The organism is Zarconia sp. (assembly GCF_057467645.1).
This window is the reverse complement of sequence record NZ_JBRJXU010000108.1, coordinates 64,258-78,774: the sequence shown is the minus strand read 5'-3', so window position 1 is coordinate 78,774 and position 14,517 is coordinate 64,258. Positions and strand designations below refer to the sequence as shown.

Below are 14,517 nucleotides of genomic sequence, written 5' to 3'. Positions count from 1 at the left end.
GCGGTACTTCTTAGCTGGCGCGCTGCCAGAGGCTTTCGTTTATATCGGCGAGAATAGATTCGAGCTTTCCATCAAAGACGTTATTGATGCGCTTAAATCCTCCTTGTGTCTTAAAGGCTCCCCCATCGAGGGCTTCGCGGTCAACAATGTACTCTACTTTAAGCTGTTTCCCGATGCGATCGAGCCACTTGCGCTGAGGGTTAGTCCAGGAGCGGCCCGCAAGGATCTTTTTCATCGCCCGATCGACTCTTTGGCTGTAGGGGATGAGTGGATCGCCTAGGGCTGCTTTACGGATAAAGCCAACGATCGAGGCGGCAATATCTTCGTTGGTTGTTTCCCGCCAGGCGGCTTGAAGATTGACTTCGGTGTAGCCTGCCAGGTCGAGTTCGAGTCTGAGTTCTTTGAGCTGCGCGCGGGTGAGTTCGCAGGGACGTTGGGTGACGATCGAGAGGGCGGGGAGTTTATTCGTATTTTCCCGAAGGAAGGCCGAGAAGCTGTCTAAGTAGTCTTCGGGGCGGCTGGCGTTTCCGTAGCCGCGATCGACGCGGCGCAGTTCGTCGGCATGGGTCGAGATGAGTACCGGGTTTCTTCCCCCGTCGCGTCGATCGAGCATCTGGGCGATTTGCTTGCGCTGTTTGAGCCATGCCGCTGCATCTTCGGGAGTGGCGTTTTTCAGGCGATCGGGGATTTCTGAGACGGCCATACCCGCGAGGCGTTCGATATCCGCTTGCTGGGTCTTGCTGAGGTGTCGCTTCTTACGCTGGAACTTGGCGACGAGCCGATCGAGAATCTCTTCGATTGCGTTGGTTGCGCTCGCCGATTCGAGGTCATCTACGAGCTGCTCGAAGGTGATGTTCGGATCGACGACGACTGGCTTCATCGTTGAGACGGGCGCGATATTTTCGTAAAGGTTTACCGCGTCAAAGATGCAAAAGACCTCCTTGCCAATTTCATCGCACCGCCGCGTTGCCCGACCGACCATCTGTTCGTAGAGGATGCGGGAGTTGACCCGCCGAATGAAGACGAGATTGGAAATCGGAGGAACGTCGATGCCGGTGGTGAGCAGATCTACGGTGACGGCAATTTTCGGACTGACTTCGTTTTTAAACCGCCGGATGAGCTGCATCGGTTTATCGGCAGCACCGGTTATTTTGACAACCTCATCGTCGCTCACCTCACCGTATCGATCGGCAAGTGCCCCTTTTAGCCGATCGACGACGATATCGGCGTGATTGTCGGTGACGCAGAAAATCAGCGTTTTTCCGGGAAACTCAGGATCGATTTCTTGGGCTAGCTGCTCGCAGACAACGCGGTTAAACTCCTCGGTTACCACCCGTCGGTTAAACTGCTCGACCTCGACATGGATTTCATCAGGTGCGTGGATGAGATCGAGCTGACCCGTTACCGAGTCGTACACCTGTACCTCTTCGCCGATATCCCAGTTAATACCATCCTCTGCAAGTGCTGTGACGATTCGGATAGGTGGCTCGTGGTCAACTAACCAGCCGTCAAGGACTGCCTCGCGGTAGCTGTACTGGAACACTGGCTCTCCAAAGATTTCCGTAGTATGGAGAGCCGGGGTCGCGGTCAGTCCAATTTTGACGGCATCAAAGAAATCGAGCACCCGTCGGTATTTGGAGATGTAGTCGTTTAAGTCTCGAAAGGTCAGCTCGGCTTCGCTCATTTCGCGATCGAGCAGATAGCCCCGGTGGCACTCATCAACGACGATGCAATCGTACTGACCTGCGGTGAGGGGTGTTGCGTCGTCAGATGGGTAGAGCAGCCGCTTTACCATGCTTTGCACTGTCGCGATGTGGACTTTGGTATCGCGATCGGGTTCGGTGTCTTTGAGCTCTTTGAGATCGAAGATGTCAGCAAAGGTCTGAAGGCTCTCCATCCGGGTATCTTTGAAAGCATTTCCGGCCTGCTCTCCGAGGGCAGTGCGATCGACGAGAAACAGGATGCGGCGGAAGCGTTTTGTTTTGAGAAGCCGGTAAACGAGGGCAATACTGGTTTTGGTTTTCCCGGTGCCGGTTGCCATCGCCAGAAGTAGAGTGCGGACATCATCAGCAAGGGCGGCTTCTACATTTTGAATAGCTTTCTTCTGATAGGGACGGAGGTGAAAGTTATACTCAAAGCTTTCCTCAGCAAGCCGTCTGTGAGCTTCTTCAATGTCCTGACTGAGGGTATCGATGAGGTCTTGTGGACTGTACCAGTTTTTGAGCGGACGGCTTAAGTTCTGGGACCGTCTGACATCACAGAACCAGATGCCGCTTTTCGTGCGGAGCTGTTCGAGGAATTCACGGCCATTGGTTGCAAACACAAATGGGACTCGGTACTCACCCCACGGACCGCCGATGAAATCAGCGTCTGGGTGAAGTCGGAAGCCGCGACTGTAGCGCTTAGCTTGAACGATCGCCCCAGTAACGTCTTTGCTTTTCCGTTTGGCTTCAACGACACCGATGGCTTTAAGTCCTGCAAAGAGAGCATAATCAGCAGGACCGCTATCGGTGGGCCACTCGGCGATCGCAAGATAACGACCTTTGAGAGGTCGAACACCTCGGGAGTAGCGGATCTCTTCTGTATCGACTTCCCAGCCAGCCGCGCGTAGCTGCTCGTCAATCAGGCGACGGGTTTCGCGCTCGTCGAGGTCGAGGTGAAAGCTGGCCCGTCGAGCAGAGGCGATGACCTCCCGGACTTCCTGTCGTGGAGTTGCTGCCGTTTCCGCTTGAACGATCGCGAGTTTGGCTCGTGTTTCTTCGGCTCGGGTCTCAGCTTCTGTGAGGAGTTCTTCTGCAAGCTCCCTGAGTTCTGCCTCTTGGGTGGCTGAGGCGATCACCGCTTCAGCACTGCTGCGCTGGGCTTTTACTTCTAAGCGCAGTTTGTCTAATTCTTCTTTCAAAGCAGCGGTTTCTAGTACCGGATCGGCTGGTGGAATGAAGGTGCCCGCTGTGAAGTCGGGCTTTCTGCCATAGGTGCGATGGAACCACACGCCGAGAGTGCGAGCATATTTCAAGTGACTCAAAGCCGTTCGATGCTCGCCAGCGAGACTGTGAGTCGCCCGGTTCCCCGCCTTCCTCAGTTCGTGGAAGAGGTTTAGGACTTCTCCGGTGGCCGCACCACGAGAATCGAGGCGACGCAGGAGGTCGAGTTGGCTTTCCCCTGGATTTTCGTAGAGTCCAGAACAAGCCGCAACGAGCTGTGCGAGCAGTTCGCCGAATTGCCTGAGTTTAATCAGGCAGGTGTTCGGATCGCCACTAAAGTATTGCTCTGCCTGACTGCCGAGGCGAACAAGCTGTAGATCGTGAACCTTAAGGAAAGCAAAATTTGGCGAAACCTGCATTATGGCTCTGACTATATCTCTGGGCTGCTAAAGATCTGTATTTCCGATCGCAAATAGTTGCCTCTTGTGTATTCCAGCTCTCTTGTTCGTTCCAGGAAAATGCTGCCACTAATTAATAGATCGCAGCCAAGGCAAATCGCGGGTTCCCCGATCGTGTTTTTATATTACACGACTTGGAAGGTTCTTTTGGAGAGAGTTGTTGGAAGTAGACTCCACAGGCTACACAGGCACTAACCGAGAGTGTCAAATCTACGAGTCCGAGGGGGTATAACCTCTCAATCCGGACACTCCAAAAATTGGCATAAAAAAATGCCCTGTCTTCGGTAAAGGCAGGGTATCATGCATAGAAAGGTGTAGAAACATCGATCGGGCTTTCGAGCGAGATCGCTCAAAACTCGATCGACTCATAGTTCTAATATTATCGACTTCACAAAATAAAACCGCGATCGAGATCCTCGATGATGGTGAGTTCGATCTTGACAAGTTGTGAGTTGATGTATATTGAGTTGGCGTAGCGTGACGGGCGATCGACATCCCGCATTCTACGCCACTCTGGTTTATGTGGTGGTTGCAACAGTCGAGATACAGCGAATGAAGCCCGATCCGAAGCTACTCGAAAAAGCCGAAAAACTGCTCGAAGATGCGATTATTTACTATCACGATCGCCCCGTGGGAACTGTGGCGGCGATCGCTCCGGGTTCCGACCCCCTCAATTACGACCAGTGCTTCGTGCGGGATTTCGTCTCGGCGGCGTTCGTCTTTCTGATTCAAGGAAAAACCGAAATCGTTCGCAATTTTCTCGTGGAAACGGTCAAGTTGCAGAAACAGAAAAGACGCATCGATTGCTATCAGCCACCACCGGGATTGATGCCAGCGAGTTTTAAAGTTGAATCCCAAGGTAGTCAACAGTATCTGGTGGCAGATTTTGGCGACCACGCGATTGGTCGAGTCACGCCCATTGATTCGTGTTTGTGGTGGATTCTGTTGTTGCGAGCCTATGTCAAAGCCACAGATAATTTGGATTTTGCCCATCAAAAAGAGTTTCAAACGAGCTTAAAATTTATTCTCGATATTTGCTTGGGTCCGCAATTTGAAATGTCACCCATGTTGCTCGTTCCCGATGGTGCCTGTTCGATCGATCGTCGCATGGGTGTTGACGGTCATCCTCTAGAAATTCAAGCGCTATTTTATGCGGCACTGCGCGCCGCACGAGAGCTACTCATTGTCAATGAGGAAGGTCGAGCCTTAATCGAGGAAATTAATCATCGATTGGGAAGTTTTGTCTATCACATTCGGACTTATTACTGGCTCGATTTAGAAAATCTCAATCAAATTCACCGCTACAAAGGCGACCAATTTGGAGAATCGGTGGTGAATAAGTTTAATATTTATCCCGATTCGATTCCCCATTGGCTGACAGAATGGATGCCCGATCGCGGTGGGTATTTTGCGGGCAATCTCGGACCGGGACGGATGGATTTTCGCTTCTTTGCCCTGGGAAATTTAATGTCGATCGTTTCGGCTTTATCGAGTGCCGAACAGTCCGCTTTAATTATGGATTTAATCGAAGACCGTTGGGAGGATTTAATCGGACGAATGCCGATGAAAATTTGCTTTCCGGCCGTGGAAGGATTGGCGTGGCAAATTATTACCGGTTCCGATCCCAAAAATACCCCTTGGTCTTATCACAATGGGGGCAGTTGGCCGATGCTGTTGTGGGTGTTGATGGCTGCCGCGCGGGTGGCCAACCGAACCGAACTCGCCGATAAAGCCCTCGAAATCGCTCAAACCCATTTACCCCATGATGAATGGCCCGAATACTACGATGGCAAAAACGGTCGTTTGATTGGCAAATCCGCGCGCAAGTATCAAACTTGGACGATATCGGGTTTTCTGCTAGCTCACTTGCTCCGAGAAAAACCGGAATCTCTAGCGTTACTTCAGTTTGAAGAGGATACCGAGGCGGTTGCTTGCGCGATTTAGGGGCGTTTGGGGAGCTTCGGGCGTTTGGGGAGCTTCGGGGGCAGGGGAAGAGCGTTACAACTGACCCATTTTGCATTTTTAAATTTTTAATTTTTAATTCTCTCCCCTATCCCCCTACTCTTATCCCGCTTTGCCGATCGCAAACGATCGCGAGTCGATTGCGGCAATTTTACGACTCCAGAGTGCCCCGAAATACTGCCGGTACAGCCCGCAACTGGTGGTGGCTCGATTCCCTGCCAACTGCACCAATCCCCACCGTTTTAGCTCGCAGGCGATATGGGGTTCGAGTCTAGTGGGGGCGAGCAAAATCTGTTGAAAAGCCTCGGCGACGGGGCGATCTTTTTGCAGGTTCCACAGTTGAGCGCTCAGGTGACGGGCAAAGATACCGGTATCGGTGGCGGCATCTTGGAGTACCTGGGTGAGGGAGAGATTTTGGCGCGCGCTGCGATCGAGGGCGACTCGCACTAGATAGGGCAGTCCTCCGGTCAGTTCCACCAACCCCTCGAGTTCCGAGGCTGTGAGTTCGAGACTGTAGCGCCGCGCCAGTTCTTGGATTTGGGTGGGGGTGAAGGGGGGTAAGTCGATGGCAGATCCGATGGTGAGGGGAGATTGGGGAGTGACGGAATAGAGGGAAAAATCCGTCGAATAAACGACGAGAAACCGCAGTTTTTGCCACAAGTCGCTATCTTTGGTTTTCTCGTGCCAAGCGCGTAAGAGGGCAAGGAAATCGCGGGCGGTTTGGGGATAGTCGAATAATCGATCGATATCGTCGAAGGCGAGAACGATCGGGTTGGAGATCTGTTTAAAGATATACTCTTGGAAATAAAGGGTACAACTGACTAAATTCCCCATATCTGCTTGCCAATATTCTTCCCATTTCGGCTCTAAACCGAGTTGTTGGGTGACGTTGGCGCAGAACCAGCGAATTAATTTGGTGGCCGATGCGAGAATTTCGGTTTCTGCCAAATGAAGATTCAAACCAACAGTGCGGTAACCGTGACGTTCCGTGCCCGCCAGCAGGCGCGAAACCAGAGAGGATTTGCCCATTTTGCGCGCGCCTTTGATGCGCACGAAAGCACCGGGTTGGAGAAGTTGCCGATCGCATTCTCGATCGATATTCTCTCGTTCGATGTAAAACGAGGACGCTAGGGGAATCTTGCCTTCGGGGGATTCGAACTCGTTTTGGGCTGGGGCATTTTGGGAGAAAACATGGGTAACATTCCCACTTTCTTCGATGTGAGTTTCCAACAAACGCGAACAGTTCGTTTTATTAACTTTTTCTCCCAAAATGGCGGATATCTGTTTCCAGAGTTTGGGAGCGACCCATTGTTTGATATAGGGTTCGGAATAGTTATTTTCTTGAGCGATTTGGGCGTAGGTTTTTTTTGTTTCCGATAGGGTCTCTCGGAGGATGACTTTTTGAATAAAACTTAAAGAATTGCCATTAGAACTGACAATTAATCGATCGGTCAGATCGATTGCCTTCTCAATATTTTTTATCGACATTTTGCCTGAGATCTGAAATAGCTACACTTATCCCCATCCACATTTGAGGGTGGAGTCTTGATACTTAAAATTCGAAATTAAAATTCGACGCTTTACATTGGGCGATCGCAACCGATCGCTCACCAGAATAAAATAATCTTAAACAAAGAGGGATACCGGAAAATGCACCCTTTAATCAAGCCAAAGAAGTTGCGAGTTGCCCCGCATCACTTTCGATTTGGCAATTGACATCGATTTACAGTATTTTTCCATCGACATGCAATCTTCAACCTGTCGGCAAACAGCGGCGATCGCAAACGAAAGCGAGATCGGTTTTCGGATCTCGAGATGGAAACCGTAAAACGCAGTTGGTACTCTGACGTTAGAACTGATACTAGAATAAGATAATTTTTTTGTTAAATCTTTCCAAAAATGGAAAATTGACTGTTTTTTTGATATTTTAACGAAACTTAACCCCCGATCGATCTCAATCCCTTCGAGAATCTCCAATCCCTCAGCCGGGAAGATTCAACGCGCCATGGGTTTTCAGCCATTGCTTTTGTGTTGGGGTTAATCCCACGGTATCGGTAAAGAGAGCACCTTTGACGCGGGCATGACTCAAGTTAACACCTGCCAGACAAGCATTGCTGAAGTTGGCATATCGTAAATCCGCGCCCTCAAAATTGACATCGCTTAAGACGGCTGCTTCTAAATTCACCTTCAACAACGAAGCCTGACTCAGATTCGCCTGGGTGAGGTCTGCATTCGCCAAAATCCCCAGTTCTAATGACGTTTCTTCGAGAATTGCACCGGTTAAATCCGCGTGAGAGAAGTCTGCTTCCACTAAATCTGCCCCGGTTAAATCCGCACCTCTGAGCATGGTTTCATGCAACTGCGCCTCGGCTAAATCGACGTTTCGTAAAGAGGCATCATTTAAAATTGCCCCTTCCCAGTTGGTTTGACTGAGTTTGGCGGCTTCAAAATTGGCGCCGGTAAAATCCGTTCCTTTGAGATTGGCTTTGAATAGGTTTGCCGAACTTAAATCGACGCCCATCGAACGTGCCTGCTCTAAATACGCTTCGGTAAGGTTGGCATTTCTTAAAGATACCGATTCTAAATTCGCGTGATGGAGTTGAGCGCTGCTGAGGTTGGCTTCTGTTAAATCCGCGCCGTTTAAGTCTGCCCAAAATAAGGTTCCGTAGAGTAACAAGACCCGAGTTAGGTTAGCGTGACATAAATTCGCACGATTTAAATCCGTCCAAATCAATCGCGAACCGCTTAAGTTGGCATGGCTGAGGTTGGCACTACTGAGATTTGCATGGCTAAAATCAGACCCGCTCAAATCTGCATGGCTGAAGTTCGCGCGACATAAACTGAGATTTTGAAAGTCTCTTTTTCGAGCTGCATAGCACTTGAGGATATCGTGTGTATTCATAGCCTTTAACATGATAAATCTTACTTTTTCGCGATAATAAATCGCTCGCCTGAGAGGAAATTCATGCGAACAGTGAGACAAGAGTTACTTGAGGAGAAAACTCAAAAGGCGATCGAGATTTATTCCCGATTTTACCGAGATTGACGTCATTTTGAAGATCGGGAATATTGTAAATTAACTTAATGATTAGCAGGGTAATATAACCTTTTTCGCTCGATCGAGGGTTGAAGGTAAGATGAAAACACTCCCTTCATCCATGAGAGCGCAATCGAGATATTAACTATATATATTGACAAAATAACTCAAGCGTGTATATTGATTCGATTCCCAGTTCGATCGAGCGAGCCAAGATATGAACTTTATGTATTTTCGTTTGCTAATTTTGGCTGAAATAATGGTTGCAAGATTAAATTTTCCACAAATTTTTCACAACATCATGAGCGACCAAAATTCCAACAATACCGGTTCGGGCCAACTCATCCAAATCAACATCGATTCTCTGAGCTTTGATAGCTTCGATCGCAATCCTCATACGGATATCGTTTGCGTCTCTCCCGTGCGTACCGTCGTTCGTCGGGAAGAAGAAATCGTTCTCATCCGTCGGGTTCGGAAAGTCGAAGAAATCGATGCCAGTCCCGCTTGCCCGGTTAACACCACGCAAATGGCACAAACCGAAGAAGGCGCAACCACCTACACCGCCCAAACCCAAGAAACTAGCGTCTGAGACTCTGCGCTCGGTTAGCAGATCTGTTGACCGAGCGCGCCTCAGACGAATCCGCACTCGCCTCAATTTTGTGCGTCGATCGTGAGTCAATCTCTCATCTTGAAAACATTAGATGTGAGATCTTCGATGAGCAATCGAATCCATTTCCAGGCAACGTCACTTCGGAATGCCGAACGGAACGTAGAGAATGTAAATTTTTAATTTTTAACGGCTTTGTTGCATTCTCTTCCCCTCCCCCACCCCTATTTCTTTTCAGTCACAGGAGAAAACTTATGAGTAGTATCCCGGCGGTGGATTTAGTCATCGCCATTGACACCAGTCCGTCGATGAAAGATGAAGCGATCGCCTTGAGTGAGGCTTCAGAAGCCGCCATTGAAGCCGCCCGCGCCAGTTGTCCTTCCGATTTGCGGGTGATGTGGTTTGGCATTGAAGGCACTTGGAAAAATACTCACTTCAACGGCACGATTCGCGATTACTTGGTGGGGGAATGCAGCGTTTCCGAGTCCCAAATGCGGGGTCGTCGGCGAGGGGAAGTCAAAGATGCCGGGGCCCAAGAAGATGCAGCCCGTGCGGTAGAAGACCTTTCGACCCTCTTCGATTGGCGACCGGGGGCGGCCCGTGCCATTTTCTACCTGGGAGATGAAGCCCTCGAAGGGGGGGGTAGCAAAACCGAACGGGCAGATATCGAAGCGGCTGATTTAGCCATTGCCAAAGCCCAGACTGCTGGGGTCGCCGTTCATACCTATTTCGGTACCTCCAAAAGCAAGCATCGAGATGGTATCGCGTCGGAATACGCCCGCATGGCATCGGAGACGGGGGGACAAGCCTTTACCGACAAAGATGCGATCGATGGATTTGCAACGGTTTTGGAACGAGTCATTTGCGGCAGTCGGGCAACGGTTTCCCCAGCAGTCGAGGAACCGATCGCTCCAAAAGCCCCGACGGTCTACGTTCAAGATTGCCCCGACGGTCAACTCAGCAAGCTGTACAATCTCGACCTCTCCACGGGGAAAACAACCTTTGTCGGCGAACTGGTGACGGAGGTTTCCGATATTGCCTTTATCGGCAGCCAAATGTACGGCCTGGATTTGACCGATAGTGGCAAAACCACCATGCTGGTGACCATCGATCCGGCGACGGGGGATGCGAGCGTTATCGGCGATATCGGCTTTACGGTGGTGGGTTTAGCCTACAATCCGGCACGGGATACGCTGTATGCTTCGACGGCGAAAGAACTGATTGCGATCGATCTGACGACGGGGAAAGGAACCGTTGCCGTTGACCTCAAAAGTGGAGATCGTAACTGCGGTGAGGTGGTCTTCGATGGAAGTGGTAATGCCTATATTTCCCTGATTGGATACGATCGCAAGAAGATGCTGGCGACTTGCAACCTGGATACAGGGGATGTGCGCATCATCGGCGATATCGGCTTCCCCGGTCTGGCGAGTCTGGAATTTGTCGGTGACGTTCTCTACGGGGTGACGGGCAGTTTCTTTAATCTCGGCAAAGACGGGCAACTGATTCGCATCGATACGGATACGGGGTCGGGAACCTTTGTGGCCATGACCGATCCGATCGCTCGTTGGGCCGGTTTGACAGTTGGCGCACCGGTTTCTGTGGCTGAGGTAGACGAAGAAGAACCCGTCAGTGAAGAAACGCCGACCGTTGAGGTAGACGAGGAAGAACCTGTCAGTGAAGAGACGCCGACCGTTGAAGTAGATGAAGAGGAACCTGTCAGCGAAGAGACTCCCCCTGTTGAGGTGGACGAAGAGGAACCTGTCAGCGAAGAGACGCCGACCGTTGAAGTCGACGAAGAAGAACCCGAACCCGCGAAGCCAATATCCAAACCTGTGACTCCGATCTATATCAATGCGTTGACGTTCGATAGTTTCGATCGCAATCCGGCCACGGATATTGTCTGCGTTACGCCAGTCCGTACCGTTGTCCGACGAGAGGAAGAAATCGTGCTGATTCGTCGGGTTCGCAAAGTCGAAGAAATCGATGCGAGTCCCGCGTGTCCGGTAAATACCAGCCAAATTTCTTAGTCATCAGGTTGGGGAAAACCCTCTCGAATCACTCAGCCGGTGGTAGGGGGCAATACCTCTATCGATCGAAACAAAAGAGACAGATTGCTAAAGATTCAGTTATTAACCATTATTTTGGAGGTCAACGATGGATATTTTGACGATCGATCCGAAAGAGAACTGCTACGTCATCGACCCGAACCACATGGAGTACCTGCAAAATAACGTAGCGGCGTCGGCGACCCTCGATCGCGGCACCCACGTTATTCGCATTACCAGCGGTCGTTACCGTTGCGCCGATTCGGAAACCGCTGGAGAACCCTGGGTGGTGTTGTGGATGTACGGTGTGGATGGCAGTACGTTCGTTAATAAAAATACCGGGGTGGAAATTGGTGCCACCTGGACGACATTAAACGGGTATGACGATTCGTTAACTCTAGAAGTATCTAACCAGGTCGTGGTTTGCGCGCTATTTTTAGATTTGCAACATAACCGCGAAAGCAGTTCGATCGAGTTAGCGATCGGTCCCCATGCTTGCACCGTAGAAAGCTCTAAAAATTGCTATCTTCTCGATAAAGGGTACCTCGAAGACCTGAAAAAATGGGAAGAGAATTTCGTTGAAGTCGATCCGGGGATTTATCGGATTAAAATTCGCGACGGGCAATTCAGCTATTGGTCGGATGAGAAAAAGTTCGATCTCGAACCTTGGGCTTTAATCTGGGTCAAAGGCGGCAAGGTGATTCCTAAAAATACCGAAGAGGAAGTGGGGGAAACTTGGTGTTCTTTGAATGGATACAATGATTATTTTGAAATTGAAGTGACCGCTAAAACGACCCTATGCGGTTTGTTCTTCGATACCTATAAAGATGATAACGAAGGGCTAATTACCCTCTCGATTTCTCCCATTCCCGCGAAAACTCCTCCCAAAACCGATCCGATTCCCAATCCCACTCCCAATCCAGACTCCTTTCCCACTCCAAAGCCAGTTCCACCAAATATTTCTACTCCCATTTATATCCCAGATAATATTTGGGATATTCGCAATCCAGCGACAGATGTCGTTTGTATTTCTCCCGTACGAACTATTGTCCGTCGCGAAGAAGAAATCGTCTTGATTCGGAAGGTGCGCAAAGTTGAAGAAATTGATGCCAGTCCCGCGTGTCCGGTAAATTCAACTCAGATGGATGGGGTGCATATTGAGAATTAGTTAATTGATAGGGTGGGCAGAAGATTAATTTTTAATCGTTCGAATTAAGGCAAATGCTGCCCCCCCATAATTGGATTTATAAGCTAATATTTTACGTTTTTTGATAAAAAAATACCGAACTAAGTAGGTCGGCACTGAAAAGCTATATTATGTTGAATTTTTTATAAAATATCCTATTTGTCCTGGAGAGAAGATTTGAGAATCGTTATATTTAGTGAAATAGGTAAAGATTTTAACGCCCACCTACTTACAGTATTTTAAGGTTGCTAATAGTCAGTAGGACATTAATTTTTTAGCGTTCTTATTGCGGATAATTCTGCCCATCCGACAACGATTACGTGATATATTTCAGGGTAAATTATCTCAATAATATGACATAAAAAAAACGTCAAACAATTATTTTTTCTTGATTTTAGTATTCATTTAACGGTAATATACATGGTTCGATGGAATTCAAAAGAACTCATGTCCATTCAATACATTCCCCGCATTTATCCCAGCGGTTACTTAGATCGCCTCTCCAAACTGATTACCGAACGATTGCAACCCGGTGCGAACAAAGCCGAAATTGACGATCGCATTTGGGATTTGTTCGGTGAAGAGTGGGCGGTGATGTTCACGGATTTATCGGGATTTTCTCGATTTGTGGCGGAGTTTGGCATCATCCACTTTTTGCAAACTATCTACGAATCTCAGCGAATTTTTAGTCCTTGCATCGATAAATGGGATGGTATTTTAATCAAAATGGAAGGGGATAGTATGTTGATGCTATTTCGCCAACCCAGTAAAGCCGTTCAATGCGCGATCGAGATGCAACGGACGGCAAAAGACTACAATCGCTATAAATCCGATGCGGAAAAAATCTTGCTGTGCGTTGGCATTGGTTTCGGCAAAATTTTAACCATTGGCGAGCAAGATGTGTTTGGTGCGGAGGTGAATGCTGCGAGTAAATTGGGCGAAGATACGGCAAAACCCTGGGAAATTCTCGTCACGGATTCCGTCGCCGAATGCATTGGCAAGATGCCAGACATTAATTTAGACAAAATTGATTTTATCCCCCCGGGGGCGAACGGAGCTTTTAAAGTCAATTATCCCGTGTAGAAATTCTGGAGAAATCCCGTGGAAATTCTGTAGAAATTCCATCGCAATCGAGGGATATTAGAAGTGCGATCGTCCTTAGGCGAAGACCTTGGGTGATGGGTTGACCCCCTGTTGGCGATCGCCACCATAATATTTCTCGATCGAATTTTTGAGTTTCCGAATCATGAAGCGTCTGATTGTGTGTTGCGATGGCACCTGGCAAAAACTAACCAATCCCTATCCCACCAACGTCGTCAAGATGGCTCAAGCCGTGAAAGCCACGGGCAAAGATGGGATTCCCCAAATCGTTTATTACGACGAAGGGTTGGGAACTGGCAGCGTGCTCGATCGACTGTTTGGGGGGCTGTTCGGGCGGGGAATCGACAAGAATATCGAAGATGCCTATCGCTTTCTTTGTCTCAATTATGCCCAGGGGGATGAGATTTATCTGTTTGGTTTCAGTCGAGGTGCTTATACGGTACGCAGCCTGGCCGGTATGATTTACAACTCCGGACTCCTCAGCCGCCATTACATTCGCAAAGCACCGTCGGCCTACCAACTCTACAGCGCTCGGGGTTCCAAACCCAACGAAAGCCAAGCCACTGCATTTCGCCAAATGTACGGGGAGCGCGTCCCCATTACCCTACTCGGCTGCTGGGATACCGTCGGGTCTTTGGGGATTCCCGATATCAGTCCCTGGATGAAATTCGATCGCAAAATGAACGAAAAATATCGCTTCCACGATACCAAGCTCAATCGAACCATCCAGTACGCACTTCATGCGGTGGCCATCGACGAAACGCGCAAAGTCTTCGATGTCGCGCCGATGGAAAAAAGCCAAAGTGCCGAAAATCAAGTCCTCAAACAAATCTGGTTTCCCGGCGACCACAGTTGCATTGGGGGAGGGTTTAAAAACCGCCGATACCTCTCCGATGCCGCGTTGAAATGGATGATGGATTCGATCGCCGACCTGGGTTTGGGTCTGGATCTCGATGAGAGCGTGATGGAGGATGGCTTGGATATCGACCCGGCCTGCGAACTCAACCTGAATCCGCACAATTTAATTAGTAAGTTGACTGCTCTGGGGGGGGTGGCGCAGCGAGATGTATCCGATCGCTTTGAGGATATTCACGAAATTACCAAAAAACGCTTTTTCTCCCGTAAGGATTACAAACCCGAGAACCTCTTGAGAAAACATCTTTCTCGGCTTAAACAATAAGCATTTCCGATCGCGAT

The 14,517-nt window shown here is 49.3% G+C and carries 9 protein-coding genes; 6 read left to right on the top strand and 3 right to left on the bottom strand.

Annotated elements, in window-relative coordinates:
- Positions 1 to 10 precede the first annotated feature (10 nt).
- The gene (gene hsdR, locus AC2215_RS16730; protein ID WP_486811134.1) at positions 11 to 3,343 is read right to left on the bottom strand and encodes a type I restriction-modification system endonuclease; all 3,333 of its coding nucleotides are present in this window, start codon (positions 3,341 to 3,343) and stop codon (positions 11 to 13) included.
- Between the two features lie 501 nt (positions 3,344 to 3,844).
- On the opposite strand from hsdR, the gene AC2215_RS16725 reads away from it, so the two are divergent.
- A complete protein-coding gene (locus AC2215_RS16725) occupies positions 3,845 to 5,326 on the top strand; it encodes a glycoside hydrolase 100 family protein (RefSeq protein ID WP_486811133.1) in 1,482 nt (493 codons plus the stop codon).
- A 120-nt stretch (positions 5,327 to 5,446) separates the two neighbouring features.
- Here the strand turns inward: AC2215_RS16725 and AC2215_RS16720 are convergent, their stop codons facing one another.
- Together AC2215_RS16720 and AC2215_RS16715 are read right to left on the bottom strand one after the other, a co-directional pair.
- The gene (locus AC2215_RS16720) at positions 5,447 to 6,832 is read right to left on the bottom strand and encodes an AAA-like domain-containing protein (protein ID WP_486811132.1); all 1,386 of its coding nucleotides are present in this window, start codon (positions 6,830 to 6,832) and stop codon (positions 5,447 to 5,449) included.
- A 493-nt stretch (positions 6,833 to 7,325) separates the two neighbouring features.
- Positions 7,326 to 8,246, bottom strand: a complete 921-nt coding sequence (locus AC2215_RS16715; protein ID WP_486811131.1) for a pentapeptide repeat-containing protein — start codon at positions 8,244 to 8,246, stop codon at positions 7,326 to 7,328.
- A gap of 436 nt (positions 8,247 to 8,682) precedes the next feature.
- On the opposite strand from AC2215_RS16715, the gene AC2215_RS16710 reads away from it, so the two are divergent.
- The 5 genes from AC2215_RS16710 (at position 8,683) to AC2215_RS16690 (ending at position 14,500) form a co-directional block, all read left to right on the top strand.
- The gene (locus AC2215_RS16710) at positions 8,683 to 8,970 is read left to right on the top strand and encodes a hypothetical protein (protein WP_486811130.1); all 288 of its coding nucleotides are present in this window, start codon (positions 8,683 to 8,685) and stop codon (positions 8,968 to 8,970) included.
- A gap of 272 nt (positions 8,971 to 9,242) precedes the next feature.
- Positions 9,243 to 11,015 (top strand): NHL repeat-containing protein, encoded by a 1,773-nt coding sequence (locus tag AC2215_RS16705; RefSeq protein ID WP_486811129.1) that lies wholly within the window; start codon positions 9,243 to 9,245, stop codon positions 11,013 to 11,015.
- Between the two features lie 127 nt (positions 11,016 to 11,142).
- A complete protein-coding gene (locus AC2215_RS16700) occupies positions 11,143 to 12,201 on the top strand; it encodes a hypothetical protein (RefSeq protein WP_486811128.1) in 1,059 nt (352 codons plus the stop codon).
- 465 nt (positions 12,202 to 12,666) lie between these two features.
- Positions 12,667 to 13,302 carry an adenylate/guanylate cyclase domain-containing protein gene (locus tag AC2215_RS16695; RefSeq protein WP_486811127.1) on the top strand — a complete coding sequence of 212 codons (636 nt, stop codon included), beginning with the start codon at positions 12,667 to 12,669 and terminating at the stop codon, positions 13,300 to 13,302.
- Positions 13,303 to 13,465: 163 nt separating this feature from the next.
- Positions 13,466 to 14,500 (top strand): DUF2235 domain-containing protein, encoded by a 1,035-nt coding sequence (locus AC2215_RS16690; protein WP_486811126.1) that lies wholly within the window; start codon positions 13,466 to 13,468, stop codon positions 14,498 to 14,500.
- Positions 14,501 to 14,517 lie beyond the last annotated feature (17 nt).